This window comes from Streptomyces taklimakanensis (genome assembly GCF_009709575.1).
Taxonomy (GTDB): domain Bacteria; phylum Actinomycetota; class Actinomycetes; order Streptomycetales; family Streptomycetaceae; genus Streptomyces; species Streptomyces taklimakanensis.
In genome coordinates this window covers 2,986,382-3,012,903 of record NZ_WIXO01000001.1, presented here as the reverse complement: position 1 = coordinate 3,012,903, position 26,522 = coordinate 2,986,382, and the positions used below count along the sequence as shown (strand labels likewise).

Annotated in this window: 27 protein-coding genes and 1 pseudogene; 11 read left to right on the top strand and 17 right to left on the bottom strand. The window is 72.0% G+C overall.

The window, feature by feature from the left end; genetic code table 11:
- Window positions 1-78: 78 nt before the first annotated feature.
- A complete protein-coding gene (gene thiC / locus F0L17_RS13145) occupies window positions 79-1,878 on the bottom strand; it encodes a phosphomethylpyrimidine synthase ThiC (RefSeq protein ID WP_155071222.1) in 1,800 nt (599 codons plus the stop codon).
- A 168-nt stretch (window positions 1,879-2,046) separates the two neighbouring features.
- Here thiC and F0L17_RS13140 point away from each other — a divergent pair, with 168 nt between their 5' ends.
- On the top strand, window positions 2,047-3,648 hold the full coding sequence (locus F0L17_RS13140) for a YibE/F family protein (protein WP_162466146.1): 1,602 nt from the start codon (window positions 2,047-2,049) through the stop codon (window positions 3,646-3,648).
- Window positions 3,649-3,757: 109 nt separating this feature from the next.
- Here the strand turns inward: F0L17_RS13140 and F0L17_RS13135 are convergent, their stop codons facing one another.
- Complete coding sequence (locus tag F0L17_RS13135) at window positions 3,758-3,961, bottom strand: DUF5326 family protein (protein ID WP_155071221.1); 204 nt, start codon at window positions 3,959-3,961, stop codon at window positions 3,758-3,760.
- Window positions 3,962-4,118: 157 nt separating this feature from the next.
- Window positions 4,119-4,436 (bottom strand): cupin domain-containing protein, encoded by a 318-nt coding sequence (locus F0L17_RS13130; protein ID WP_155071220.1) that lies wholly within the window; start codon window positions 4,434-4,436, stop codon window positions 4,119-4,121.
- A 71-nt stretch (window positions 4,437-4,507) separates the two neighbouring features.
- Here F0L17_RS13130 and F0L17_RS13125 point away from each other — a divergent pair, with 71 nt between their 5' ends.
- From F0L17_RS13125 to F0L17_RS13100, 6 genes are all read left to right on the top strand, one after another.
- Window positions 4,508-4,885 carry a phage holin family protein gene (locus F0L17_RS13125; protein WP_155071219.1) on the top strand — a complete coding sequence of 126 codons (378 nt, stop codon included), beginning with the start codon at window positions 4,508-4,510 and terminating at the stop codon, window positions 4,883-4,885.
- A gap of 88 nt (window positions 4,886-4,973) precedes the next feature.
- Complete coding sequence (locus F0L17_RS13120) at window positions 4,974-5,540, top strand: low molecular weight protein-tyrosine-phosphatase (RefSeq protein WP_155071218.1); 567 nt, start codon at window positions 4,974-4,976, stop codon at window positions 5,538-5,540.
- Window positions 5,537-6,580 (top strand): fructosamine kinase family protein, encoded by a 1,044-nt coding sequence (locus tag F0L17_RS13115; RefSeq protein ID WP_338018070.1) that lies wholly within the window; start codon window positions 5,537-5,539, stop codon window positions 6,578-6,580. The genes F0L17_RS13120 and F0L17_RS13115 overlap by 4 nt, the downstream gene beginning before the upstream one ends.
- A 66-nt stretch (window positions 6,581-6,646) precedes the next feature.
- Complete coding sequence (locus F0L17_RS13110) at window positions 6,647-7,888, top strand: cystathionine gamma-lyase (protein WP_155071217.1); 1,242 nt, start codon at window positions 6,647-6,649, stop codon at window positions 7,886-7,888.
- A gap of 275 nt (window positions 7,889-8,163) precedes the next feature.
- Complete coding sequence (locus tag F0L17_RS13105) at window positions 8,164-9,063, top strand: LysR family transcriptional regulator (protein WP_155071216.1); 900 nt, start codon at window positions 8,164-8,166, stop codon at window positions 9,061-9,063.
- Window positions 9,064-9,139: 76 nt separating this feature from the next.
- Window positions 9,140-9,649: an NUDIX hydrolase gene (locus F0L17_RS13100; protein ID WP_155071215.1), complete on the top strand. Its 510-nt coding sequence runs from the start codon at window positions 9,140-9,142 to the stop codon at window positions 9,647-9,649.
- A 127-nt stretch (window positions 9,650-9,776) separates the two neighbouring features.
- On the opposite strand, the gene F0L17_RS13095 is transcribed toward F0L17_RS13100, so the two are convergent.
- The 4 genes from F0L17_RS13095 to F0L17_RS13080 form a co-directional block, all read right to left on the bottom strand.
- On the bottom strand, window positions 9,777-10,922 hold the full coding sequence (locus F0L17_RS13095) for a pyridoxamine 5'-phosphate oxidase family protein (protein WP_420802417.1): 1,146 nt from the start codon (window positions 10,920-10,922) through the stop codon (window positions 9,777-9,779).
- Between the two features lie 12 nt (window positions 10,923-10,934).
- Window positions 10,935-12,323, bottom strand: a complete 1,389-nt coding sequence (locus F0L17_RS13090) for a globin domain-containing protein (RefSeq protein WP_238419354.1) — start codon at window positions 12,321-12,323, stop codon at window positions 10,935-10,937.
- Window positions 12,324-12,954: 631 nt separating this feature from the next.
- Window positions 12,955-14,394, bottom strand: a complete 1,440-nt coding sequence (locus F0L17_RS13085) for a serine hydrolase domain-containing protein (RefSeq protein ID WP_155071213.1) — start codon at window positions 14,392-14,394, stop codon at window positions 12,955-12,957.
- Between the two features lie 481 nt (window positions 14,395-14,875).
- Complete coding sequence (locus tag F0L17_RS13080; protein WP_155071212.1) at window positions 14,876-15,328, bottom strand: GNAT family N-acetyltransferase; 453 nt, start codon at window positions 15,326-15,328, stop codon at window positions 14,876-14,878.
- A gap of 144 nt (window positions 15,329-15,472) precedes the next feature.
- On the opposite strand from F0L17_RS13080, the gene F0L17_RS13075 reads away from it, so the two are divergent.
- Entirely contained in the window at window positions 15,473-15,901 is a 429-nt protein-coding gene (locus F0L17_RS13075) for a VOC family protein (protein ID WP_155071211.1), read from the top strand.
- Here F0L17_RS13075 and F0L17_RS13070 read toward each other — a convergent pair.
- From F0L17_RS13070 to dnaB, 6 genes and pseudogenes are all read right to left on the bottom strand, one after another.
- A complete protein-coding gene (locus F0L17_RS13070; RefSeq protein ID WP_162466145.1) occupies window positions 15,871-16,608 on the bottom strand; it encodes a helix-turn-helix domain-containing protein in 738 nt (245 codons plus the stop codon). The genes F0L17_RS13075 and F0L17_RS13070 overlap by 31 nt on opposite strands.
- Window positions 16,609-16,961: 353 nt before the next feature.
- Window positions 16,962-17,315 (bottom strand): annotated as a pseudogene (locus F0L17_RS13065) (VOC family protein); the annotation flags it as partial.
- A gap of 130 nt (window positions 17,316-17,445) precedes the next feature.
- The gene (locus F0L17_RS13060; RefSeq protein WP_155071210.1) at window positions 17,446-18,063 is read right to left on the bottom strand and encodes a TOPRIM nucleotidyl transferase/hydrolase domain-containing protein; all 618 of its coding nucleotides are present in this window, start codon (window positions 18,061-18,063) and stop codon (window positions 17,446-17,448) included.
- 52 nt (window positions 18,064-18,115) lie between these two features.
- Window positions 18,116-18,535 (bottom strand): LysR family transcriptional regulator, encoded by a 420-nt coding sequence (locus F0L17_RS28510; protein WP_155071209.1) that lies wholly within the window; start codon window positions 18,533-18,535, stop codon window positions 18,116-18,118.
- A gap of 174 nt (window positions 18,536-18,709) precedes the next feature.
- On the bottom strand, window positions 18,710-19,210 hold the full coding sequence (locus tag F0L17_RS13050; protein ID WP_155071208.1) for a TnsA-like heteromeric transposase endonuclease subunit: 501 nt from the start codon (window positions 19,208-19,210) through the stop codon (window positions 18,710-18,712).
- Window positions 19,211-19,432: 222 nt separating this feature from the next.
- Complete coding sequence (gene dnaB, locus F0L17_RS13045; RefSeq protein ID WP_162466811.1) at window positions 19,433-20,926, bottom strand: replicative DNA helicase; 1,494 nt, start codon at window positions 20,924-20,926, stop codon at window positions 19,433-19,435.
- A gap of 492 nt (window positions 20,927-21,418) precedes the next feature.
- Here dnaB and F0L17_RS13040 point away from each other — a divergent pair, with 492 nt between their 5' ends.
- On the top strand, window positions 21,419-22,765 hold the full coding sequence (locus F0L17_RS13040; RefSeq protein WP_155071207.1) for an MATE family efflux transporter: 1,347 nt from the start codon (window positions 21,419-21,421) through the stop codon (window positions 22,763-22,765).
- Window positions 22,766-22,879: 114 nt separating this feature from the next.
- Here F0L17_RS13040 and rplI read toward each other — a convergent pair whose 3' ends face one another.
- From rplI to rpsF, 4 genes are all read right to left on the bottom strand, one after another.
- Window positions 22,880-23,326: a 50S ribosomal protein L9 gene (rplI, locus tag F0L17_RS13035; protein ID WP_155071206.1), complete on the bottom strand. Its 447-nt coding sequence runs from the start codon at window positions 23,324-23,326 to the stop codon at window positions 22,880-22,882.
- An 18-nt stretch (window positions 23,327-23,344) separates the two neighbouring features.
- Window positions 23,345-23,581 (bottom strand): 30S ribosomal protein S18, encoded by a 237-nt coding sequence (gene rpsR, locus F0L17_RS13030; RefSeq protein WP_027765513.1) that lies wholly within the window; start codon window positions 23,579-23,581, stop codon window positions 23,345-23,347.
- A 68-nt stretch (window positions 23,582-23,649) separates the two neighbouring features.
- Window positions 23,650-24,201, bottom strand: coding sequence for a single-stranded DNA-binding protein (locus F0L17_RS13025; RefSeq protein ID WP_155071205.1), 552 nt, complete (start codon window positions 24,199-24,201; stop codon window positions 23,650-23,652).
- A gap of 111 nt (window positions 24,202-24,312) precedes the next feature.
- The gene (rpsF, locus tag F0L17_RS13020) at window positions 24,313-24,603 is read right to left on the bottom strand and encodes a 30S ribosomal protein S6 (protein WP_155071204.1); all 291 of its coding nucleotides are present in this window, start codon (window positions 24,601-24,603) and stop codon (window positions 24,313-24,315) included.
- 307 nt (window positions 24,604-24,910) lie between these two features.
- Between rpsF and F0L17_RS13015 the strand changes: the two genes are divergently transcribed.
- Together F0L17_RS13015 and F0L17_RS13010 are read left to right on the top strand one after the other, a co-directional pair.
- Window positions 24,911-25,228: a hypothetical protein gene (locus F0L17_RS13015; protein WP_155071203.1), complete on the top strand. Its 318-nt coding sequence runs from the start codon at window positions 24,911-24,913 to the stop codon at window positions 25,226-25,228.
- 126 nt (window positions 25,229-25,354) lie between these two features.
- The gene (locus F0L17_RS13010; protein ID WP_155071202.1) at window positions 25,355-26,473 is read left to right on the top strand and encodes a lipid II:glycine glycyltransferase FemX; all 1,119 of its coding nucleotides are present in this window, start codon (window positions 25,355-25,357) and stop codon (window positions 26,471-26,473) included.
- The last annotated feature ends 49 nt before the right edge of the window (window positions 26,474-26,522 follow it).

Here is a 26,522-nt window from a genome sequence, read left to right as displayed (position 1 = left end):
GGCCGTTCCCCGCGCGTCGTCACATGGGTGAGCGGCCCCGGGGCACCGAGGCCGCTCACAGTCGCGGACAGGAAGGGATCAGTCGGCGATCGGGAGGTAGACGCGGTTGCCCGCCTCCGCGAACTCCTTGGACTTCTCGGCCATGCCGGCGACGGCTTCACGCTCTTCGTCGCTGGTCAGCTCCATGGAATCCCCATAGTCCTCCATGATGCTTTTACTAATCTTCATCGAACAGAATTTCGGTCCGCACATCGAGCAGAAGTGCGCCGTCTTCGCCGGTTCGGCCGGGAGCGTCTCGTCGTGGTAGGCGCGGGCCGTGTCCGGATCGAGGGCCAGGTTGAACTGGTCCTCCCACCGGAACTCGAAACGGGCGTCGGAGAGGGCGTCGTCCCACTCCTGGGCGCCGGGGTGGCCCTTGGCCAGGTCCGCGGCGTGGGCGGCGATCTTGTAGGTGATCACGCCGGTCTTGACGTCGTCGCGGTCCGGCAGGCCCAGGTGCTCCTTGGGCGTGACGTAGCAGAGCATCGCCGTGCCCCACCAGGCGATCATCGCCGCGCCGATGCCGGAGGTGATGTGGTCGTACGCCGGGGCGATGTCGGTGGTGAGCGGGCCGAGGGTGTAGAAGGGGGCCTCGTCGCAGATCTCCTGCTGGAGGTCGACGTTCTCCTTGATCTTGTGCATCGGGACGTGGCCCGGTCCCTCGATCATCGTCTGCACGTCGTGCGACTTGGCGAGCCGGTTCAGCTCGCCCAGCGTGCGCAACTCGGCGAACTGGGCCTCGTCGTTGGCGTCCGCGATGGAGCCCGGCCGCAGCCCGTCGCCGAGGGAGAAGGTGACGTCGTAGGCGCGCAGGATCTCGCAGAGCTCCTCGAAGTGGGTGTAGAGGAAGCTCTCCTTGTGGTGGGCCAGGCACCAGGCCGCCATGATCGAGCCGCCGCGCGAGACGATGCCCGTCTTGCGGCGGGCGGTCAGCGGGACGTAGCGCAGCAGGACGCCGGCGTGGACGGTCATGTAGTCCACGCCCTGCTCGCACTGCTCGATGACGGTGTCCTTGTAGATCTCCCAGGTCAGTTCCTCGGCCTTGCCGTCGACCTTCTCCAACGCCTGGTAGAGGGGGACGGTGCCGATGGGGACGGGGGAGTTGCGCAGCACCCACTCGCGGGTGGTGTGGATGTTGCGGCCGGTGGAGAGGTCCATGACGGTGTCGGCGCCCCAGCGGGTGGCCCACGTCATCTTCTCCACCTCCTCCTCGATGGAGGAGGTGACGGCGGAGTTGCCGATGTTGGCGTTCACCTTCACCAGGAAGTTCTTGCCGATGATCATCGGCTCGGACTCCGGGTGGTTGACGTTCGCCGGGAGGACGGCGCGGCCCGCGGCGATCTCGTCGCGGACGTGCTCGGGCGTACAGCCCTCGCGCACCGCGACGAACTCCATCTCGGGGGTGATCTCGCCCCGCTTGGCGTACGCGAGTTGCGTGACGGCGGTGGTGCCGCCGCGTCCCCGGCGCGGCAGGCGGGGGCGGCCGGGGAAGACGGCGTCGAGGTTGCGCAGGCCGCCGCGCGGCGAGGTGTGTTTGATGCCGTCGTCCTCGGGCCGCACCTCGCGGCCCGCGTACTCCTCGGTGTCGCCCCTGGCGATGATCCAGTTCTCCCGCAGCGGTGCCAGCCCGCGGCGGACGTCGGTGTCGATGTTCGGATCGGTGTACGGGCCGGAGGTGTCGTACAACGTCACGTCCCGGCCGTTGGTGAGGTGCACTCGGCGGACGGGCACCCGGATGTCGGGGCGCGAGCCGCTCAGATAGCCCTTGTGCCAGCCGATCTCGCGCGGCCGCGCGTCGTCGGAGGTGTTTTCGGGCGTGCGTGCATCCTGCGTGGTCATGAGACCCAACTCCCTACGCCGGCATTACCCGGTAACAGGTTCGGCGGTCGACGCAGCCGTTTCCGTGGAATGTCCACGGAGGTCAGCGCCCTCTCAGCCCCGTGCTCGGAGCTCCCGCGGTGTGCGAAGCGCCCCTACGCTAACGGCTGACACCGGCCATGCGCCAGGGTGCCCCTCGCCGGCCCCTGCGATGATCGGGCCGTGGACTCCTCCCCTCCCCAGCCCCCTCCCCAGCCCCCTCTTCAGCCGCCTTCCCGGACTCCTTCCCGGGCTCCCTCGACGCCGCCGGCGCCGTCCGTCCACGGCTCGGTGCCCCGGCCGCCGCGTGAACACGGCTCCGAACACGGCCATGGCCCGGGGCACGGCTCGGGACACGGCTCGGGGCACGGTCACGGGCACCACCACGGCCCTCCCGCCCCCGTGTCGGCACGGCTGCGCCGGGTCATAGCGGCGGTCCTGGTGCCGTTCGCCGTGGTGGTGCTGACCGGCCTGGTGGCGCTGTGGCCGGGTGGGACGCCGGACGGCGAGGGGAACAGCGGCGTCGGCTTCGACCGCCGGACGTTCGACGCGCGGGTCACCGCCGTCGAGGAGGTGGACTGCGCGGAGGTGGGTGCCGCCGGCGGGCCGTCGCTCGGCTCGGAGTCGGGCGGTTCGGAGGGCGCGTCGGGCGCCGCCGGTGCGGGTGGCACGGACGGCGCCGGGGGAGAGGAGGGCGGTGGCAGCTGTCTGCGGGCGACCGTCGAGGTCACCGAGGGCGAGGACGCGGGCCACACCTTCCCCGAGATCGTCACTCCGGACGCCACCCGGCGCCTGTCGGCGGGTCAGGGGGTGGTGGTGGCGTACGCGCCGCAGGCCCCGCGCGAGCTGCAGTACAGCGTGGTGGACGTGCGGCGCGGCGTGCCGATGGTGGCGCTGGGTGCCCTGTTCGCGCTGGCTGTGGTGGTCGTCGGACGGCTGCGCGGGGTGCTGGCACTGGTGGGGCTGGTGGTGAGCTTCGGGGTGCTGACGCTGTTCATCCTGCCCGCGATCCTGCAGGGCTCCGATCCGCTGCTGGTCGCGGTGGTCGGGGGCAGCACGATCATGCTGGCGACGCTGTACCTGTGCCACGGCGTCAACGCCCGCACCTCGGTGGCGGTCCTGGGCACACTGGTGTCGCTGTTGCTGATCGGGCTGCTGGGCTCGGTGTTCATCGCCTGGGCGGCGCTGACGGGCAACACCGACGACCAGACCGGTCTGGTGCACACCCTCTACCCGGACATCGAGATCCAGGGTCTGCTGCTGGCCGGGGTGCTGATCGGCTCGCTGGGCGTGCTGGACGACGTGACGGTGACGCAGACCTCGGCGGTGTGGGAGCTGCGGCAGGCCGATCCGGGGGCGAGCTGGCGGAAGCTGTACGGCGCGGCGATGCGCATCGGGCGCGACCACATCGCGTCGGTGGTCAACACGCTGGTGCTGGCGTACGCGGGAGCCGCGCTGCCGCTGTTGCTGCTGTTCTCGGTGGCCGAGGACGGGATGGCGCAGGTGGCCGGCAGCGAGCTGGTGGCCGAGGAGATCGTGCGGACGCTGGTCGGTTCGATCGGTCTGGTGGCCTCGGTGCCGGTGACGACGGCGCTGGCGGCGCTGGTGGCGATCGCCGACCGCGGCGCGTCCGGCGGTGGCGCGTCCGACCGTGGCGCCGGTTCGGCCGGTGGCGGCGAGGGGGCCGGCGGTCGGGTCCGTCGGGGCCGCTCCGGTTCGGGCTCGCGGGGTCGGCGGCGGGCCCGGCGGTGACGTGACGGTGATGCGGTGCCGACGTGCGGTGCCCGCCGTACGTCCGCGCGTACGGCGCGGGGTGCGGCGGGCGTCCTCGTGGGTCGGGCCGGTCCGTGGCTTCCGTGCGTCAGGTGCCCGACGAGATGAACTTCCGCACCACGTACACCAGGCCGCCGACCAGCGCGACGAACAGCAGCACCTTGAACAGCAGGCCCACGATGAAGCCGACGATGTTGGCGATCAGGCCGCCGAAGACGAAGAGCGCGACGAGCGGGATCGCGACCCACTTCACCCACCACGGCAGCGCCGCGAAGGTCCTCTTGAGATCCATGCCCGTACCCGCTTCCTCGTACCGGTGTGGCGAGCCCTCGTCGGGGCGTTCCACGATCCTTGCGCATCCGATGCTAGGCGGGGAGACGCCGTGCCGGGAGGTGCCCCGGCCCCGGTCCTTCCCTGAACCGCCCCCTACGGAACCCCCGAGGCCGTCGTCACCCTTCCGGGGGAGAGAAGACCACCAGCACCCGAAGGTCCTCGGTGATGTGGTGGAACCTGTGCGGCACCCCGGCCGGGACGTAGACGACACTGCCGCGCGCCACCTGCGTGGTCTCGTCGCCCACGGTGATCAGCGCCCGCCCGCTGGCGACGAAGTACACCTCGTCCTGGCCGTGCGGCTGCTGCGGGTCGAGCTGCCCGCTGTCGAGGGCGTACAGGCCGACGGACATGTTGCGTTCGCGCAGGAACTGCAGGTACGCGCCGTCGTTGGCGAGCCTCTCGGCCTCCAGCTCCTCCAGTCGGAACGCCTTCATCGCGACACCTTCATGGTTTCCGGACCCCTCGACGGTATGCGGTCGGACCCGTTTCTGAAACGATCCCGGGCATGGTGAACTTCCTCGTCAAGACGATCGCCAACGCGGTGGCCCTGGCCGTGGCCGTGTGGCTGTTGGACGACATCACGCTCGCCGGCGGTGACACCGGCGAGAAGACCCTCACGCTGGTTCTCGTCGCGCTGATCTTCGGTCTCGTCAACCTCGTGGTCAAGCCGATCGCGAAACTGCTCTCCTTCCCGGTGATGATCCTCACGCTCGGCCTGTTCGCCCTCGTGGTGAACGCGCTGATGCTGCTGCTCACCTCCTGGTTGGCCGGACTGGCCGACCTGGCCTTCCACGTGGACGGCTTCTGGACGGCGGTGCTCGGCGGCCTGGTCATCTCCATCGTGTCGTGGGCGGTGAACATGCTGCTGCCCGACGGCGACTGACCGGCGAACGCGAGCGAAACGGTGGCGCGGGTCCGGGGCTCGGGACGGTCCGTTCCGAGCCCCGGGGCGGCTCCGTGATGATGGGGACATGCGCACTTCCACGTCCGACACCCCGGAGTCCCCCGACGCCCCCGGTGCCCCGGGCACCCGCCCGCCGTACCGCGTCTGCTTCGTCTGCACCGGCAACATCTGTCGCTCCCCCATGGCGGAGGTCGTCTTCCGCGCCCGGGTCGAGGAGGCCGGGCTGGCGGACGCGGTGGAGGTCGACAGCGCGGGAACCGACGGCTGGCACGCGGGGGACGGCGCCGATCCCCGCACCGTCGCGGTGCTGGCGGCGGCCGGGTACGCGCAGGAGCACGTCGCCCGGCAGTTCCGGCGCGAGTGGTTCGAGCGGCTGGACCTGGTGGTCGCCCTGGACGGGGGGCACCTGCGGAGGCTGCGGGCGATGGCCCCCGGGCCGGAGCACGCGGCGAAGGTGCGTCTGCTGCGGTCGTACGCCCCCGACGCGGGCGGCGAGGGCTGCGACCTGGACGTCCCCGACCCGTACTACGGCGGCCCGGAGGGCTTCGAGGAGTGCCTGGGCCTGGTCGAGGAGGCCGTGTCGGGACTGTTGGAGGAGGTACGGGCGGCACTGGACGGGACGGTGTCGCGGTGACGGACGGCGGATCCGTACGGGGTGCCGCCGGGGCGTCCGGCGCGGCGGACCGGGTGGCCGCCCGGGTCGCGGCCCTGATGGGACACGGGAACGGGCCCGGCGCCCGACCCGTCGACGTGCGTCCGGTGAGCGGCGGTGACATCTGCGACGCGTACCGGATCGTCCTGCCCGGTGGCCGGGCCGTCTTCGCCAAGGCCCTCCCCGACGCCCCCGAGGGCTTCTTCGCCGCCGAAGCCGCCGGTCTGGAGCTGTTGGCCGCCACCGGGGCGCCGGCCGTGCCCACCGTGCTCGCCGCCGAGGAGGACGTGTTGGTGCTGGAGTGGGTCGAGCCGGGCCCGCCGAGCGCCGCGCAGGCCGAACGGCTCGGCCGGGAGCTGGCCGCCATGCACACGGTGCGGGCCCCGGCCTGGGGAGGTGCCCTTTCCAACCGTTTTCCCGACCGTTTTCCCGGTCGTTTTCCCGGCCGTCCTTCCGGCCCTCCCGTCTTCCTGGGCTCGGTGCCCCTGCCCTCGCCGCCCGCCCCGTCCTCGCCCAAAGCCCCACCGGATCGGCGGGCGCCTTCGCGGGAGGAGGGCTGGCCCGCCTTCCACGCCCGCCACCGCCTGCTGCCCCTGCTGCGGCGGGCCGTGGACGCCGGTGGGATCGGCGGTCGGGACGCCCGCGACGTGGAGCGGTTGTGCGAGGAGCTGTCCGCGGACCCGGCGGACGGCACGGGCCTGTCCGGGCCACCGCAACCGCCCGCCGTCGTCCACGGCGACCTGTGGTCGGGCAACGTGCTCTGGGCGGCCGACGGCCGGGCCCGTCTGATCGACCCGTCGGCCCAGGGCGGCCACCCCGAGACGGACCTGGCGGTGTTGGAGCTGTTCGGCTGCCCGCACCTGGAGCGGCTGCTCTCCGCCTACGAGGAGGTTCGTCCGGTGCCCGGTCGCCGCTCCCGGCTTCCGCTCCACCAGCTCCAGCACCTGCTGGTGCACGCCGTGCTCTTCGGGCCCGGCTACGGGACCCGCTGCGGTACGGCGGCGCGGGCCGCGCTGGGCTGAGCCGGTGGAGCACCACGTACGCTCGGGGCCGTACGACGACGGGGGGAGCCGGGAGGAGAGCGGCGCATGACGGACGCGAGGAACGCGCAGGACGCGCGGAGCACACAGCGCACGGAGGTCGCGCGGGGCGCGCGGGACGGCGACGGCACCCGGGTGGTGCGGGCCGGACTGCCGGCGGAGGAGCCGTACGCGCCGCCGATGCCCGGCCCCGTCCTGGCCGCGCACTACCACCTGCCCGGCGATCCGGCGCACGCCCCCTACACCTACGGCCGCGACAACAACCCCACCTGGACGGCTCTGGAGCGCGCCATCAGCGAGTTGGAGGCACCCGGCGACGAGACGGCGCGCACCACCGTCTTCGCCTCCGGCATGGCGGCGATCTCCGCGGTGTTGCTGTCCCGGGCGAAGCCCGGTGACGTGGTCGTCCTGCCGTCGGACGGCTACAACCTGCTGGTCCCGACGCGCGAGCGTCTGGAGGGCTGGGGAGTGGAGGTCCGCACGGCTCCCACCGGCGGGGACGCGCAGTTGGACGCGCTGGACGGCGCGTCGCTGCTGTGGCTGGAGACGCCCTCCAACCCCGGACTGGACGTGTGCGACATCCGGCGTCTGGCCGACGCGGCCCACGAGCGCGGTGCGCTGGTCGCCGTGGACAACACCCTGGCCACTCCGCTGGGGCAGCGCCCCCTGGAGCTGGGGGCGGACTACTCGGTGGCCAGCGGCACCAAGGCGCTGACCGGCCACGGCGACGTGCTGTTGGGGTACGTGACGTGCCGGAGCGAGGAACTGGCGGCGCCGGTGCGGTCGTGGCGCAAGACCGTCGGGGCGATTCCCGGACCGCTGGAGTCCTGGCTCGCCCACCGGTCGTTGGCCACGTTGGAGTTGCGCACCGCCCGACAGGCCGCCAACGCCATCGCCGTCGCCGAGGCGCTGCGCGGACGCGGCGAGGTGAGCGACGTCCGACACCCGGGGCTGCCGGACGACCCGGCGCACGGGACGGCGGCGCGGCAGATGCGGCGCTTCGGCTGCGTGGTGTCCTTCACCCTGCCCGACAAGGAGTTCGCCGAGCGGTTCCTGGCCGCGCTGCGTCTGGTGGGCGACGCGACCAGCTTCGGCGGGGTGCGCTCGACCGCCGAGCGGCGGGGCCGCTGGGGCGGGGACGACGTGCCGGAGGGCTTCGTGCGGTTGTCGGTGGGCGTGGAGGACGCGGCCGATCTCGTGGCCGACCTGCACGCCGCTCTGGACACCGCCTTGGACGCCGCCTTGGACGCCACCGGCGGGCGCGACCGACCCGGGGCGCGGAACGGCTGAACACCGTCCGTCCGCGCCGTCCGTGTGGCGCCTCGCCGGCCCGTACCGCCCCTCGTCGAGCGGGAAACGCGGGCGGCTTGAGACTCCCCCCTCGTGTCTCAAGCCGCCCGTGCGACGCGCGTGGAATGCGCAAGGTCAAGGCTAGTTGACCGAGTGTCATTGTCCAATCACCATATCGACACCCACCCATCACCCCGCTTATCGTTCATCACGTCCCGTATCCGCGGGAAGCACTGCGGAAGGGGCGGTCGACGCCGACGGGAGGGAGCCGAGACATGGATCTGGCCCTGCTGCGCACCTTCCTCGCCGTGCACCGGGCCGGTTCGTTCACCCGTGCCGCCGCGCTGCTCGGGCTCTCCCAACCCGCCGTCACCGGCCAGATCCGCTCGCTGGAGCGGCAGGTGGGGCGTCCGCTGTTCCTGCGCGGCGCCCGCGGCGTCACCCCCACCGGCGTCGGTGACGAACTGGCCCACAAGGTGGCCCCGCACCTGGACGCCCTCCAGGAGATCGCCCGCGGCGACCTGGACCCCGCCGCCCCCACCCGCGCCCTCCACCTCACCGGCCCGCCGGAGTTCACCTCCTTACGGGCCATGCCGGCCCTCGTACCGCTGGTTCGCCAGGGACTCGCGATCCGCGCCGCGTTCTGCTCCTCGGAGGAGAGCCTGCAGGGGTTGGCGGACGGCCGGCACGACCTGGCGATCCTCCCCTCCCGGCCGCGCGGCCCGCTGCTGACCGCCACTCCCCTGTGCGACGAGGAGAAGGTGCTGGTCGCCGCGGAACACTGGGCCGACCGGACCGGCGGACCGGACGCGGTACGGGCCAGGGGGCCGGCCGCGTTGGAGGGCGTGCCGGTGGTCTGCGTCCACGAGGGTCTTCCGCTGCTGACCCGCTACTGGTCCACGGTCTTCGAGGAACCGCCCCCGCGTCGCTCCGGCGTGATCGTCGTGCCCGACCTGAGGGCGGTGCTGGAGTGCGTCGCGGCGGGGGCGGGGATGGCGGTGCTGCCGCGCTACGTGTGCCGGGAGGCGCTGGACCGTGGCCGGGTCGTCGCCCTGTTCGACCCGCTCGTGCCCCCGTTGCGCACCTACTTCCTCGCGGTACGCCCCGGTTCGCTGGCGCAGCCGCACATCGCGCGGGCGCACGAGTGGCTGTTGCGGGCGGCCGCCGACTGGTGACGGGGAGCGTCGGTGCTCCGCGGTCCCGCGCCGCGGTGGAGGTTTCGCCGACCCGGCGCCGGGCCAGATCTTCCCCATGACCGCCGACGCGCGCCCCGTGGTCAAACGCACCGCCCGGGCCATCCTGCTCGACGACGACGAACTGGTCCTGATCAAGCGCACCAAGCCCGGCCGCGATCCGTACTGGATCACTCCGGGCGGTGGTGTCGAGCCGGAGGACGCGACCGTCGTCGACGCCCTCCACCGGGAGGTGGACGAGGAGTTGGGGGCGAAGGTCACCGATGTGGTCCCGGCCTTCGTCGACACCGTCGGCCACGATCCCGCAGAGGATCCGGAGGCCGCCGATCCGGGCTTCGGACCGGGCGTGAAGGTGCAGCACTTCTTCGTCTGCCGGCTGGTCTCGATGGACCTCTCGCGCCGCCACGGCCCCGAGGTGGACGAACCGCGCGGCGAGTACGAGGTCGTCCGCGTCCCCTTCACGCGGGCGGGCATCGCCTCCGTGAACGTGGTGCCGCCCAGGCTGCGGGACTTCCTGACCACCAACATCGAGGGCGTGCTGGCCCTGCTGGCACCGGATCTGGGGTAACCCGCCGGTGGTGCCCCGACGGTGGTGCCCCGACGGCGTCGGCCCGGCGACCGTCAGGGCCGCCGGGCGTCGGGGGGCCGGGCGTCGGGGGGGGCCGGGCGTCGGGGGTGCCGGGGAACCGGCCCGCTCAGCCGAACCAGTCGGTGTACCGGGCCTGTTCGGTCTCCTCGCCACGGCTGAGGGCCCTGGCCAGGATGCGCTCGGCGAGCGCCTGCCAGGCCGTCGGGTCGTCGGCGTCGGGCAGGCCGGCTCCGGCCGGAACGAGCTCCCCGCCCGGGGCGGGGGGCACCGGTTCCGAGGAGGCGGGTTCCGGATCCGGCGTCCGCGGGGCGGGCGGCTGCTGGGTGGACTGCTGCGGGGCGGGCGGCTGCGGGGTGGGCGGCCCCGCGGCGGGCACCGGCGCCGGCCGGTCGTCCGGTGCCGTGGGCTCATGGTTCGGCCGGTGGTCGGCGGCGCGCCCACGGGCGCCCTCCGCCACCCCGAAGAAGTCGCCGCCCTTGCGCCGGTGGTCGTCCGTGCCCCAGTCGCGCGGCGTTCCCTTGGGCGCCTTCTGGAGGTGTGGGATGTGCTTGGCGCAGTGGATGTACGCCTCCTCCACCGTCACCCGCACCCACACCAGCGCCCGGCGACCGGGCACGGAGTCCACGGGCAGGTCGGGCACGGCCCGGCGTATCTCGGCGTCCTCCACGACCTCCGCACGGCCGTTGATGTGCAGACCGACCCGGGAACGGAAGAAGTCGATCAGCAGGATGCCCAGATGCGGGTTCTCCTCGATGTTGCCCAGGCTGGCGTGCACGCCGTTGCCCCGGTACTCGGGGTAGACCAGGGTCCGCTCGTCCACCACGTGCAGGAAGCCCGGCGGGCCGGCCCGGAAGGAGTTGTCGCACTCGCCGTGCCGGTCGGAGGTGGCCAGGAAGAACATCTCCTGTTGCCCGACGAACTCCCGCATCCGCTCGTTGAGGTGGTCGAGCATCTGGTCGTCGTAGAAGCGGTCGGCGCGCGCGGTGGTGCCCAGCCTCCGCTGCACCTCGTGTTCGCCGTCGCTGCCGGGCCGCCGGTGCGTGGAGGTGTCGCCCGTCCCGACGGCGTCCTCCGCCGACGTCCCGCTCCGCCCGTCGTCCGCTGCCGCCGACCGCGCGGGACGTCGTCCCTCGCCTTCCCCGCGGACCGTTCCGAGCATCATGGTCGCGTCGGTCGCTTCCCTGACGTCTTCCCTGGCGTTTTCCCTGGCGTCCACGTCGTGGTTCACGCCGTGGTTCACGTTCCGTCTCACTCGTGTGCCACCTCAGCCCCTCGCGGCGGCCTGGCCGTCGAGGGAGTCGTGCCGTATGCGGTGGGCGGGGATGCCGGAGCCCACCAGCGCTTCCACACCGCTGCGGATCATCCCGGGCGGCCCGGACAGATAGCCGTCGTAGGAGTGCCACGGGCCGCACTGCCGCACGGCGTCCGGGAGCCGGCCGACGAGGCCGTCCGCAGGTCCCTCGACCACCGGGCGCACCGTCAGCCAGCGGTGCCGCAGTTCCAGCTCGCGCAGGGACTCCAGGTCGTACAGGTCCTGGTCGCTGCGGGCGCCGTAGAACACCTCGACCGGTCGGGCCCGGCCGTGCCCGACGACGTCCTCGACCAGTGCCTTGATCGGCGCGATGCCGGTGCTGCCGCCCAGACAGAGCAGCCCGTTGTCGGAGGAGTGGTTCACCGTCATCGTCCCGGCCGGGGAGCCGAGCCGCAGGACGTCGCCGGGACGGGCGCGGTGGACGAGCGCGGTGGAGACCCAGCCCGCGGGCACGGCCTTGACGTGGAAGACCAACAGGCCGTCGGGGCGCGGGGCGCACGCCAGGGAGTAGTTCCGCCACACCTTCGGCCACCAGGGCGTCTCGACACTGGCGTACTGCCCGGCCCGGAAGGGATAGGGATGGTCGGGCCGGACGGTGATGACGGCGATGTCGGAGGTCCGCATCTCGTGCGAGACCACCTCGGCGTGCCACCAGGCGGGCGCGTGCCGCTCGTCCTCGGCAGCGGCGTCGATCATGACCTGGGAGATGGCCGTGTAGGCCCGCACCCAGGCGGCCTCGGTCTGCTCGTCCCAACTGTTCACGGCGTAGCGGGTGAGCGCGTCGATCAGGCACTCGCCGACGGCGGGGTAGTGCTCGGGCCGGGTGCCGTACTTGCGGTGCCCGCGACCGAGGTGGGAGAGGTACTCCACCAGCACGCGGCTGTCGTCGATGAGCCGGGCAGCGGTGAGCAGTGCCCGGAAGAGCCGGTCGCGCTGGGCGTCCATGGCGGCGGGGAACAGGGCGCGCAGCTCCGGGTGCCGCACGAAGAGCAGGGCGTAGAAGTACGAGGTGACGGCCTGGGATATCGGCTCGATCTCGTCCAGGGTGCGGCGGATCAGCGCCACGTCGTGGGACGGGTCGAGCTTGCCGTAACCGGGGTTGGCGGGGAAGTCCGGCTCGGACCCGGACTCCGGGCGGCGGCCCGTCACGGGGGCGGGAGCGGGGGTCGGACCGGATCCGGGGTCGGGGTCGGGACGGGACGACCGCGCCGCGCTCCTCTCTCCCTCACCCGGGGCGAACCAGCTCCACTCCCCGCCTCCGTCACCACCGTCGCGGCCCGCCGAGGGCGGGCCGCCGGCCGTCTCCCGTGGAAGCCCGTTGTCTGCGGACGTAGTGGCCATGGTCAGTCTCGCCTCGAACATCTTCCGATAGGTCCGGCAACTTCCAAAGGCGCCCCGAAGGCGGAAACCACCCGTTCGGATCTCCCCGTGTCATCGGCCGCGGATTTGCTTGAGCAGGCATGTGCGGTGATGTGGACTCGACCATACCGGCGACCCGCCGATACACAAGCACCCATAGCGGTTCCGGTAATTCGACCGCCCGCGCCGCGCCGGGGTTCCGGGGCGACCCGCTCCTCCTCCGCCCACCCCGGACCGCCCGCGCACGGCTCCGCGACCGGGCCGGGAACCCCCCGCTCGGAGCTGGGGATTCACCGCCCGGTGGAGGCGCGGGGCGGTGCGGCCCCGTCCTCCGGCGACCCGTCCCACCGGATGCCCCGTCGCGGGTCGGGCACACCTCCCGTACGGGATCTTCACTCCCTCCGGGCGGTCGGCGGAAGACCGGCGAGAGCGATGTGTCCGTACTTTTCCATGACGGACCCCGCCCCTTTCCCGGCCGCCGGTATTCGACCGAACGCGACCGCCGAAACGGCGGAGGGCCCCACTCCGGACGCGTCGGGCCGGCTCCGCACCCGCGCCCTCGACACGTCCCGGCGGCCCGGCAGCCGCTCTCGCGGACCCCCGCCTCCGGGTGTCAGTCCGCGCGCCACCCCTCGGGGTCCACCCCGCCCGGCACCGGCGCCTGCGGATCGTACGGGTGCCGGGTGAAGACGAACGTCCCCAGGTCCAGATGGCTCACCCCGCCGTCCGCGTCGCGCGCCACGCGCAGCGTCTCCCCCGCGTAGTAGCCGTCCAGCCCCGTCCAGGTGCCGTCCGCCTCCGGGCGGAAGCGGGAGGCCCGTCCCCTGCCGCCGAGCGGCACCAGCTCCAGCGCCCGCCCCTCGCGCAGCCGCAGCGCGAACCCGGACGGCCCCCAGTACCAGGGCCCGGTCAGCGCCAACAGCTCCGGATCGGCCGCCGAGCGGGGACGCCAGGGCGGTGGGAGGGACGGCTCGCGCTCGGCCACGGTGTCCAACAGTTCGGCGGCCAGACCTCCCACCGGCAGCCCCGCGGTGGCGTTGGCCAGGACCACGCTCGCCAGGCGCTCCTCCGGCGCGGTCCACACGGCGGCGAGGAACCCCGGCATGGAGCCGGTGTGCCCGGCCAGCAACCTCCCGCCGGAACGCACCAGTTGCATGCCCAGCCCGTACGACTGGTCCCAACCGGAGGCCTCCGGGGCCACCGCCGGAGTGCGCATCTCCGCGAGGCTCTCCGCGCCGAGCACCCGGTCGTCACCGGCGGTCAGGAACGCCGCGAAGCGGCACAGGTCCGCGGCCGTGGACCACAGCTGTCCGGCGGGTGCCATCCGTCCGGTGTCGCAGAGCGGTTCGGGCAGCACCGCGTCCGCCCACGGGTGCACCGCCCAGCCACGGGCGTACGGTTCCTCGGGCAGCGGCGTCGTGCGGTCCATGCCCAGCGGTCGGAGCACCTCCTCGCGCAGTACGTCGCTCCAGGGTGCGCCGCGCAGTCGCTCCACGAGGGCGCCCAGCAGCGCGTAGCCGAGGTTGGAGTAGTGGTGCCGCCGCCCGGCGGGGTGCCGCACGGGACGCTCGCCGAACAGGTCCGCCGGCTCGGAACGCAGTTCACCGGGCGTCCGCTCCCACCAGGGGCCGCGCGGTTCGGCGGCCAGCCCGCCGGAGTGGGACAGCAGTTGGGCGATCGTCGCCGAGGCCGGCTCCTCCCCGGCCTCGGCGGGCACCTCCAGATACCTGCCGAGCGGGTCGGCCAGATCGAGCAGCCCCGCGTCGCGCAGCCGCATCACCTGCACGGCGACGAACGTCTTGGTGAGCGAACCGATCCGGTACTGGGTGTGGGGGGTCGGCTCCCCTCCCTCCGGCTCCTCACCGCCGGCCGCGACCGCGCCGCCGCGCTTCCCCGTCCACACCGTCCGTCCGTCGCGCACCACGGCCGCGACGGCCGACGGCACCCGTCCCTCGGCCTGTGCGACGGCCAGCCCGTGGCCGAGCGCGCGCCGGGTCTCGGGCAGCAACCCGGCGTCCTCGCGCGAGTCGGATTCTCCGTTGGAAGTGATCATGCGACCACTCTCCACACCCCCACCGACAGTCGCCACCGTTTTCCACAGGGGAGATTTTCGTGCGGTTTCACGCCATTCACCCTTTTTCCCTGCATCTTCTGCGTTGCTCCCCCCGGTGAGGGGCCATCGGGTGCCGCCCGGTCGGCGGCGGAGGAGGAGACGGCGGTGGTGGACGGTCGTCCACGCCGTCGCACCTCGGGCGCGCACCTGCCTGTCGGGCCGCGAACAAAACACTCGTCCACACCCTGTGGACAACCCGGCCCGCGCCCGCGCGGCCATCGACCCGACGGCCCCGGCGAACGCATCGCCCACTCGGGGCGGGGAGCGCGGGCCGCGCCACCGGCCGGACGGTCGTCCCCATGGTGAACCACCTCGTCCGGGCCTTCGGCGAGCAACACCGCGAGCCGTTCGGAGTCCGTCGAGGACCCCGAACGGGCCAGGCGGACCTCCGCGAGAGGCGGCCGGCCCGTGGCGCCGGTCCTCAGAACACCAGCTTGAAACCCACGTGCGAGGCGACGAAGCCCAGCCGCTCGTAGAACCGGTGGGCGTCCGCGCGGGTGGCGTCGGAGGTGAGCTGGACCAGGGCACAGCCCTGCCGGCGCGACTCCTCGATCGCCCACTCGATCAACCGGGTGCCCAGACCGCCGCCGCGTTCGTCGGAGTGGACGCGCACGGCCTCGACGAGCGAACGGCTCGCACCGCGCCGCGACAGCCCGGGAACGACGGTGAGCTGGAGCGTGCCGACGACCCGGCCGCCGCGGACGGCGACCACCAGGTGCTGCCGGGGGTCGGCGGCGATCTCCTCGAAGGCCGCGCGGTAGGGGGCGAGGTCACCGGGCGACTCGCGCCGCGCGCCCAGCGGGTCGTCGGCGAGCATGTCCACGATGGCGCCCAGATCGCCGGCCGCCGCGGGCCGTATGTCGAGATCGCTCATGATCGCAGCCTAGGCCGGCCCGGTGCCGTGCGGCGGTGGTGAGGCGGATTCCGAGCCCGCCGTCGGACACCACGCCCCAGAACGGACCCGAGGACGTCCGATTCCTTCAAGACCACCGGGCCACCCGCCGCATAGCGTGCCCACATGGCACCTCGCTTCGACCTCATCGGCCTGACCGTGACCGACATGGCCGCCTCGCTCGCGTTCTACCGCCGCCTCGGGCTCGACATCCCCGCCGACGCCGACGGACTGCCCCACGTGGAGGCGGCGCTGCCGGGCGGGCTGCGCATCGCCTGGGACACCATCGAGACCGTCCGCTCCTTCGACCCCGACTGGACCCCGCCACGGGGCGGCGACCGCATGGGCCTGGCCTTCCGCTGCGACGACCCGGCCGACGTCGACCGGCAGTACGGGGAGCTGACGCGGGCCGGGTACACCGGACACAAGGAACCCTGGGACGCCTTCTGGGGACAGCGGTACGCCATCGTCCTCGATCCGGACGGCAACGGGATCTCCCTCTTCGCCCCCCTGCCGGGCGGGGATCAGGCTCCCGACAGCAGCACCGAGAGCTGAATCCCGGCCAACGCCCTCACCTCGCGCGACAGATGGGCCTGGTCCGCGTACCCGGCCGCCACCGCCACCGACGCCGGCGGCGCGCCTCCGCGGGCCAAGCTCAGCGCCCGCACCAGCCGGAGCACCCGCGCCAACGTCTTCGGCCCGTACCCGAAGGCCGCCAGCGAGCGGCGGTGGAGCTGCCGCTCGCTCAGCCCCACCCCGCGCGCCACCCCGGCGACGCTCCCGCCGTCCCGCAGCCCGATCGCCACCGCCCGCACCAGCGGGTCGTCCGGCGCCTCGCGCAGCCGCCCGACGGCCATCTCCTCCAGCACCGCCGCCTTGTCCGACGCCTGCGCCACCCGCTCGGTCAGCTCCCGCACCCTCCGCTCCGGCCAGAGGGCGGCCAGCGGCACCCGCGCGTCCCGCAGCTCGCAGGCCGGCAGGCCCAGGACGCGCGGTCCGGTGCCCGGGGCGAAGCGCAGGCCCACGTGCTCGGCGCCGCGGGAGCGCCTCCCGGACCCAACGGGCCCCGGGGCACGGTCCTCGACGAGGTGCGCCCGAGTGTCGGGGCCGGCCACCAGCAGCCCGCCGTCCGTCCAGATCACGTCCATGCAGCCGTCCGGCAGCACCCGGACCGGTCCCCCGGCCCGACGGGCGTCCGGGAGCGCCTCCCGGCGCCACACCACCGCGCCGGTCACCCGTCGGGAGCGCCACTCCTCGTACACCTCTTCAGCCTCCCACCGTCCGCGCCCCGCCGGGCGGGTTCCTCACGGGCCCGGTGCCGACGGCAGCGGACCGAGGTGCTCCTCGACGCGGCCGCGCAGCACCAGGTACTCCTCCCAGCGGCGGCGCGCCCGTCCCGCGGGCCGCTCCACCGCGTCGCTGTAGGTTCCGCGTCGGCTTGTCCACTGACGTCGCTCTGACCATCGGCTCCCGCCTCCGTCCCCTCAGGTGTCCACAGGGTCTCGTCCCGTCGTTGTGTCCATTTCCTGATGGCGTCCCGCCAAGTGGTGTCAACGACCCTCGCGCTGTGTCGGAGGTCCTGTCTTCATGCACCCACCCCACTCCGAGGCCTATCGGGGGTCATCACACAGAACTCGTGACCGTCGGGATCGACGAGCACCACATGCCCCTCCTCCGGGCGTTGACCGATGTCGATGTGCCGGGCACCGAGTCGGAGCGCCCTCTCCACCACCTGCTTCTGGTCGCCGAGGGACGTGCTCGTCAGATCGAAGTGCATGTGGTTCTGGCCTGTCTTCCGCTCCTAGGTCGGGAGGAAGCGGAGCCGGAACCCGGTGTCATCGCGGGGAAGCAGTGTGGTGCCGTCGGAGGAGTCCTCGGCTGTCTCCCAGCAGAGAAAGTCCGCCCAGAAGCGCGCGAGACGGAGCGGGTCGTGCGCATCGAAGCAGAGCGCGTACAGGTGAGAAGTCATCCGTGGGTCTCCCGGTAGGGGCAGGCGGGTCGTGCTGGAGCCTGCCCAGCCGTTGCCACCCGGTCAACTGATCGACGCCCCGCGCTCGTGCGCTGTCGAGCACGCTCGAAACGGCAGTCCGTCCACCGCCTCACAGGCTCGCGAGCAGTCCGTCGAGCGGGGGCGGTGTCCGGGCCGGTGTGAGGGCCTCGACAAGGAGACGGCCGTATCGGATCTTGCGGCCCTTCTTCGTGCCGAGGAAGCGCCGCACCTGCTGATGCCGGGGCCGGCCCTGCTGTGCGGGCTGACGCTGGAAGGACCGCCAGGCACGAAAGTCGCCTTCAGCGTGGAGGATCTCCTCGACTTCTGCCGTGCCGAGCGCGCGGATGAGTTCGTCCTCCAGGTCTGCGGTACATACGTGGATGTCCTGGAGCGGTGCCTGCGCCCGTGTCAGGCCGCGCTCGTAGAAGCCCTTTTCGCCCTCATCGCACAGTCCTGTCAGGCGCAGACCGAGGCCGGGCGGCCCGAGGAGCCCGGCATAGCGGCCGACGCTCATCGCCCCGCCCATCGGCACGACACACACTCCCTCGGCGGCCAGGTCCCGGCCCCGCCGGGCGGCCAGCGCCTCGACGGCCGCGAGATCGCTCAGCCCTTCCAGGAGCACAGCGGTCCGTGCCCCCAGGCTTTCCGCCAGATCGCGCGCCGGCCCGTCGGGACCGCCCGTCGCCCAGCCGGTGACCGCATCCTGGAACGCCCTCATGTCCGCCATGGGGCGAGTCTGCACGTCAACCGGTGACACGGCACGGGATTATTCGACGGCCTCAGGAGCTGCGACGGTCCTCAGGCCCTTGCCGCCCAGTCCACCAATCCCCTGGCATTTCCTCGACCGCATCGGCCACCTGTTGTCCGAATTCGGTGGCCTGCCTGGCGCGGCCGCGCTCGGCTCGTTTCAGAAGAGGTGGTCCGAGATTCTGCTCCAAGATCCGGATCTGGTTGATGAGAACAGACGGGTGGATGCCCAGGTTGTGAGCGGCTTCGGTGCGGGTTGGATGGGCCGGACATCGAGCGAAACGCCGCAGCCGCTGCTCGGCATGTGGACCGGTGAAGGCTCTGCGCGAGATCTCGGGATGGCAGGCCGCCGAGTCGGCTACGTGGAGCGCACTGTGGTGGCTGCCCCCACCACGAGAACGAAGGGGAACGCCGTGACGGTGAGCCCATCCGGTCGTGTTGGCGACGCTCATGTCCTTCTCGCGGGCGAGATCTCGGGAAGGGTCCGGCGAAGATTGACGCACTGCTCGAACAGCCGGTCACGGTCGATGATCCCGTAGCGGTTGTAGTCCTGAGGGCCGTCTCGTGAGGGGATGCCGTAGATCTGAGCAAGGCGGATCGGGATCTGGCGGGAGAAGTCGGGGAGGTCAGCGATCCGCTGGAACGATCGGTATCGGCTCGCTCCACACCTCGTACTGCCACCCGCGCGAAGTGACCGCCTCCCGCGTCCATGCGAACGTGAGGGCGACCTCCGGCTTGTGAAGCCGGTGCTGCGGCTTGACGTCCACCACCAGCGGGCCCTCATCGGTCAGCAGCAGGTAGTCCGGGATGTGCTTGCGGACCTTGCCGTCGATATCGACCTCGGGTAGGAACGGTTGGGCGACGATGTGCCGCACCTCTGGAGCGAAGTCGGCGAACAGCAGCCGCCCCAGTTCCAGCCGCGACTCACAGATCACGTGGTCGCCCATGGTCACCGACCAGTACGCGCCCCAGTGGTGCTGCTGTTCCTTGTGCCAACGGAACGCCCGCCACGGCCGGGCCTCCCGCAGCGGCCCGAGCGACACCGACGGCCACTCCAGGTCCTCCACCACGGCCTCGTCCCCGCGCCGGACGCCCAGCCGTACCGGCGCGGACACCGCTGTACCCATCGGGCCACCGACTCCGCGTTTCCCGAGACAGCCCCACTGGCCGCCGAACGCCGAGGTCCCGCCCCCAACCCGCACTCAGACGACGACCAGGGCGGTCCTGTGCACAAGGGGGGGAACTACTCCCTCACACGGCATGAATCCCATTCCCCTGTCCGATTGGCCACGCGGTGGACATCGCCGGTGGGAGAAGGACACGAGATCTGGGAACCTACACGCGCCCCGTCACGTCTGGGCCATGTCCACGAATCGCGAGTAGTGGCCCTGGAAGGCCACGGTGATGGTCGCCGTCGGACCGTTGCGGTGCTTGGCCACGATCAGGTCCGCCTCGCCCGCGCGCGGCGACTCCTTCTCGTAGGCGTCCTCACGGTGCAGCAGGATGACCATGTCGGCGTCCTGCTCGATCGAACCCGACTCACGGAGGTCCGAGACCATCGGCTTCTTGTCCGTGCGCTGCTCGGGACCGCGGTTGAGCTGGGAGAGCGCGATCACCGGCACCTCCAGCTCCTTGGCCAGCAGCTTCAGGTTCCGGGACATCTCCGAGACCTCCTGCTGACGGCTCTCGGGGCGGCGGGAACCGCCCGACTGCATCAGTTGGAGGTAGTCGATGACGACCAGCCGCAGGTCGTTCCGCTGCTTCAACCGGCGGCACTTGGCGCGGATCTCCATCATCGTCAGGTTCGGCGAGTCGTCGATGTACAGCGGCGCCTCCGTGACCTCCGGCATCTGGCGCGCCAGCCGGTTCCAGTCCTCGTCCGTCATGCTGCCCGACCGCATGTGGTGCAGCGCCACCCGCGCCTCGGCCGACAGCAGACGCATGGCGATCTCGTTGCGCCCCATCTCCAGCGAGAAGATCACGCTGGGCAGGTTGTGCCTGATCGAGCAGGCGCGGGCGAAGTCCAGGGCCAGGGTGGACTTGCCCATGGCCGGCCTCGCCGCGATGACGATCATCTGGCCCGGGTGGAGGCCGTTGGTGAGGGAGTCCAGGTCGGAGAAGCCCGTCGGGACGCCCGACATCTGGCCGCTGCGCGAACCGATCGCCTCGATCTCGTCGAGCGCGCCCTCCATGATCTCGGCGAGGGGGAGGTAGTCCTCGGAGGTGCGCTGCTCGGTGACGGCGTAGATCTCGGCCTGGGCGGAGTTGACGATCTCGTCGACGTCGCCGTCGGCGGCATAACCCATCTGTGTGATGCGGGTGCCCGCCTCGACCAGGCGGCGCAGGACGGCGCGTTCGTGGACGATCTCCGCGTAGTACTGGGCGTTGGCCGCGGTGGGGACCGTCTGGACCAGGGAGTGGAGGTAGCCGGGGCCGCCGACCTTGGCGATCTCGCCGCGCCGGGTGAGTTCGGCGGCGACCGTGATGGGGTCGGCGGGCTCGCCCTTGGCGTAGAGGTCGAGGATGGCCTGGTAGATCGTCTCGTGGGCCGGACGGTAGAAGTCCTGGCCCTGGATGGTCTCCACCACGTCGGCGATGGCGTCCTTGGACAGCAGCATGCCGCCGAGGACCGACTGCTCGGCCTCGAGGTCCTGCGGGGGGACGCGGTCGAAGGCTCCCCCGGAGCCGGAGCCGCCGTGTCCGCCGTGGCCCCCGGGCTCGCCCGCCCAGGGCTCGGGGCCGCGGTCGTGGCGTTCGCCGTCCGGTTCCGGACCGCGGCGCTGACGGGACACGGGGAGGTGGTCGCTCGGGCCGGCTCCCACCGAACCGAGGGCTCCCGCGATGTGACCGGGCGCCGGGCTGTCGACGTGTTCGGACTGCGCCACCCCGTCACCTCCTCCCGTGGTTCACGGCCGGGCCCCTCTTTCCTACGGCACGGCTCTGACAGCGAAGGCCCGTCGATTCACCGGCCGCGGCGGGGCGGGGCCGCGGTGAAGAGGAGGAGAACGACGGGCGGGCGCCGGTCAACGGTAGGGCTGCGGAGAGCCACAGCCAATCCTGTTATCCACAGGGCATGTGGACGACCGGCCCCATCCTGTGGAGAACTCGGCGAAACCTGTGCACGGGGCGGGGGACGGGCCTGTGGAGAACTTGTCGCCTCCCTTTCGAGACCGGCTCTGACCTGCTATTTCGCCGTCCACCGGCTGTGCAGGAGAAAAACTTCGCATCGTGTGCCGAGATCGCGACAAACGGCGCAGCGGATCTCACCCCGCGTGAGGAGTGGTAATAACCACATAGCTATTGCGACCATTACCTGTGGATGTTTGGATCGGATCATGACACACGCTCCCCAGCCCGCCGGACGCACCGCGGTGCGCCGCCACGACCGCGAGATCGTCGCACTGGCGCTTCCCGCCTTCGGCGCGCTCGTCGCGGAGCCCCTGTTCGTCATGGCCGACAGCGCGATCGTCGGACATCTGGGCACCCCGCAGCTCGCCGGGCTCGGCGTCGCGGCCACCCTGCTGACGACGGGGGTGAACGTGTTCGTCTTCCTCGCCTACGCCACCACCGCCGCCGTCGCCCGCCGCGTCGGCGCCGGGGACCTGCCCGCGGCGATCCGCCAGGGCATGGACGGCATCTGGCTGGCACTGCTCCTCGGCGCGGCGGTGGTGGCCGTCGTCCTGCCCACCGCGCCCACCCTGGTCGACCTGTTCGGCACCTCCGCCACCGCGGCACCGTACGCCGTGACCTACCTGCGGATCAGCGCGCTGGGCATTCCGGCGATGCTCGTCGTCCTGGCGGCCACCGGAGTGCTGCGCGGCCTCCAGGACACCCGGACGCCGCTGTACGTCGCCGTCGCGGGATTCTCCGTCAACGCCGTGCTCAACCTGGTCCTGGTCTACGGTGCCGGGCTCGGCATCGCCGGTTCGGCCTGGGGCACGGTGATCGCCCAGTGCGGCATGGCGGCCGTCTACCTGGCCGTGGTGGTCCGGGGCGCCCGGCGGCACGGGGCCTCGCTGCGGCCGGACGCCGCCGGGATCCGGGCGAGCGGCCGGGCCGGGGTGCCGCTGTTGGTCCGCACGCTGTCGCTCCGAGCCGTGCTGGTGCTGGCCACCGCCGTCGCGGCGCGGCTGGGGGACGCGGAGGTGGCCGCCCACCAGATCACCCTGACGATCTGGTCGCTGCTGGCCTTCGCCCTGGACGCGATCGCCATCGCCGGACAGGCGATCATCGGCCGCTATCTGGGGGCGGAGGACGCGGCCGGGGCGCGGGCGGCCTGTCGGCGGATGGTGCAGTGGGGAGCGGCGTCCGGCGTGGTGTTGGGCGTGCTGGTGGTCGCGGCGCGTCCGCTCCTGCTGCCGCTGTTCACCTCGGACGCGACCGTGCACGACCGGTTGACGCCCGTGCTGCTGGTGGTGGCGGTGGCCGCACCGGTCGCGGGGGTGGTGTTCGTGCTGGACGGGGTGTTGATGGGGGCCGGGGACGGGCCGTACCTGGCCTGGGCGTCGCTGGCGACGCTGGTGGTGTTCGCCCCGGCGGCGCTGGCCGTCCCCGTGGTGGGGGGAGGGCTGACCGCTCTGTGGTGGGCGGTGGCGGGCCTGATGATGGTGGTCCGGTTGATCACCCTGTGGCTGCGGGCCCGTTCGGGGCGGTGGATCGTCACCGGAGCGGTGCGCGCCTGATCCGGGGCCGGACGCCGGGCGGCGCCGGGCCCCGGGAACGGCGCGGGCCGCGGCCCCCGTGTGCGGGAACCGCGGCCCTGTACGCCCTTGTCCGCCGTGGGCTCGTGCCCTGGCTCAGGCGGCGCCGACCTCGACGCCGACCTTGGCGACGACCTCGGGGTGCAGGCGCACCGTGACCTGGTGCGAGCCCAGGGTCTTGATCGGCGAACCCAGCTCGATGCGGCGCTTGTCGACGTCCGGGCCCCCCGCGGCCTTCACCGCGGAGGCGATGTCGGCCTGGGTGACGGAGCCGAACAGGCGACCCTGGTCACCGGCGCGGACCTTCAGGCGCACGGTGACGCCCTCCAGCTTGCCCTTGATCTCGTTGGCCTGCTCGATCGTGGCGATCTCGCGGATCTTGCGGGCGCGGCGGATCTGCTCGACGTCCTTCTCCCCGCCCTTGGTCCAGCGGATGGCGAATCCGCGGGGGAGCAGGTAGTTGCGGGCGTACCCGTCCTTCACCTCGACGATGTCGCCGGCGTTGCCGAGACCGGAGACCTCATTGGTCAGGATGATCTTCATGCGTCGGTCATCCTTTCCTTATCGAGCGGTCGAGGTGTAGGGCAGCAGCGCCATCTCACGGCTGTTCTTCACGGCCGTGGCGACGTCGCGCTGGTGCTGGGTGCAGTTGCCGGTGACCCGGCGGGCACGGATCTTGCCGCGGTCGGAGATGAACTTCCGCAGCAGGTTCGTGTCCTTGTAGTCGACGTACTTGATCTTTTCCTTGCAGAACACGCAAACCTTCTTCTTCGGCTTGCGAGCAGGCGGCTTCGCCATTGTCTCTCTCCGTATGGTTCAAGAAGTCTGTGCTGTGAGCGCAGCCCTCCCGGAACCCTCGCGGGCCCTCAGAAGGGAGGCTCGTCCGAGTAGCCACCGCCGGAACCGCCGGAGCCACCGCCCCAGCCGCCACCGCCGCCCTGGCCACCGGCCGGCGCGCCGGTCGCCCACGGGTCTCCCGCGGGTGCGCCGCCGCCCTGCTGGCCGCCGCCGGGGCCACCGCCCCAGCCGCCACCGCCGCCCTGGCCACCGCGGCCGGTGGTCTTGGTGACCTTGGCCGTGGCGTTGCGCAGGCTGGCGCCGACCTCGTCGACGTCCAGCTCGTAGACCGTGCGCTTGACGCCCTCGCGGTCCTCGTACGACCGCTGCTTGAGCCGGCCCTGCACGATGACGCGGGTGCCCCTGGTGAGGGACTCGGCGACGTTCTCCGCGGCCTGCCGCCACACCGAGCAGGTCAGGAACAGGCTCTCGCCGTCCTTCCACTCGTTGGTCTGACGGTCGAAGATGCGCGGAGTGGACGCGACGCGGAACTTCGCGACCGCCGCACCGGAGGGGGTGAAGCGCAGCTCGGGGTCGTCGACCAGATTGCCGACGACCGTGATGACGGTCTCGCCTGCCATGGGTGAACCTCTCGGCGGGTGCTGCTGGCTGCTAGTGCTGCTGTGGTGCTGGTGGTGGTCTCCGGAAGGACCGGGGTGCCACCGGTGCTCGATCCGTACCGAGCCGGCGGCTCAGTGCGTCTCGGGGCGGAGGACCTTGGTCCGCAGAACCGACTCGTTCAGGTTCATCTGACGGTCGAGCTCCTTGACGACCGCGGGCTCGGCCCGCAGGTCGATGACCGAGTAGATGCCCTCGGGCTTCTTCTTGATCTCGTACGAGAGACGACGACGGCCCCAGGTGTCGACCTTCTCGACCTTTCCGTTGCCCTCACGGACGACGGAAAGGAAGCTCTCGATCAGCGGGGAGACGGCGCGCTCCTCGAGATCGGGGTCGAGGATGACCATCACCTCGTAGTGACGCATGTCGGAACCCACCTCCTCTGGACTCGGCGGCCACGGTCGTTCCGTGGCAGGAGGGTCGTGATGCGTGAGCAACGGTATCGGCCGGCACTGACAATCCCGGACGGTCCCGGGTCTCCCCGGCACGGACTCGGGTCCGTGCCTCGGAGCAGGCGCGACAAGGGCCGACACCGCGCAGACGGTACAGAGTACCCGGCACCGCCACTCGGGTTGAAATCCGGTCGCTCATCACCGCAATCTGGACACAACGGATGTGAGTGGCGTCACCCGGCGTCCTTTCGGCGACCGCACGAGCAACGGGAGGCACCCGATGGCACAGGCGGTGCACAGGGGCAGGAAGAGGAACGGCATCACGGCCGTCCTCAACAGCGACGGACGGGCGCACCCGCTGGTGAACGGCCTGGTGGCGGCGACGGCGGTGCTGGCACTGATCGCGGTCGTCACGGCCTTCTTCCCGGGGCTGAGCCTGATCACGTCCTGGGCGGGGCTGCTGGGCGTGGTGGCCGGCGGCTGGGGCCAGATGATCTCGGCGACCACGGAGGAGCGCTTCGTGCTGGTCGTCGGGATGGGCGCGGCGGCACTCGGCCTCTTCTTCGGGATGTGGAACGGGGGGCTGTTCGGCACCTGACCGACGACCCCGCGCCGTCCCCCCGTCCGGCTCGCCGCCGTCCCCCCACTGGCACGTACGGGGCGCTTCCGACCACAGTAGGCTTCCGGCCAGACCCTGCGAAGTACGCCGGAGGAGCGCCCCGTAATGAGCCTGACCCTGAGGACGATCAGTCGCGAGCAGCACCTGGCGTATATCCGTAACCTCCCATCGGCCAGCCACATGCAGGTCCCGGCATGGGCGGACGTGAAGGCCGAGTGGGGTTCGGAGAACCTGGGCTGGTTCGACGCGAGCGGCGAGCTGGTCGGCGTGGGCCTGGTGCTCTACCGACAGCTGCCGAAGGTCAAACGCTACCTCGCCTACCTGCCCGAGGGGCCGGTGATCAACTGGTACGCGCCCAACCTGGAGGAGTGGCTGCGTCCGATGCTGGCGCACCTGAAGTCCAAGGGCGCCTTCTCGGTGAAGATGGGACCGCCGGTGGTGATCCGCCGCTGGGACGCCCCCGCGATCAAGGCGGGCATCCAGGACCCGGACGTCAAGCGGCTGCGGGACGTGGAGGCCACGCACATCGAGCCGCGCGCCTTCGAGGTGGCCGACCGGCTGCGCCGGATGGGCTGGCAGCAGGGCGAGGACGGCGGCGCCGGCTTCGGCGACGTCCAGCCGCGCTACGTCTTCCAGGTGCCGCTGGAGGGCCGCACCCTGGACGAGGTCCACAAGGGCTTCAACCAGCTGTGGCGCCGCAACATCAAGAAGGCCGAGAAGGCCGGCGTCGAGGTCGTGCAGGGCGGCTACGAGGACCTGCCCGCCTGGCAGGAGCTGTACGAGGTCACCGCCGAGCGCGACCGCTTCCGGCCGCGTCCCCTGGGCTACTTCCAGCGGATGTGGAAGGCGCTGAACAACGAGGACCCCAACCGCATGCGGCTGTACTTCGCCAAGCACGAGGGCGAGGCGGTGGCCGCGGCCACGATGCTGATCGTGGGCGGGCACGTGTGGTATTCCTACGGCGCCTCGGCCAACCACAAGCGGGAGGTACGCCCGTCCAACGCGATGCAGTGGCGGATGCTCCAGGACGCCTACGCGCTGGGGGCGAGCGTGTACGACCTGCGGGGCATCAGCGACTCCCTGGACGACGGCGACCACCTCTTCGGGCTCATCCAGTTCAAGGTGGGCACGGGCGGGCAGGCAGCCGAGTACCTCGGGGAGTGGGACTTCCCGCTCAACAAGCTGCTGCACAAGGCGCTCGACATCTACATGTCGCGCCGCTGACGCCTGCCCCCCGACCCCCACGCAGCACGCCGGCGGGCCGTGTACGGTC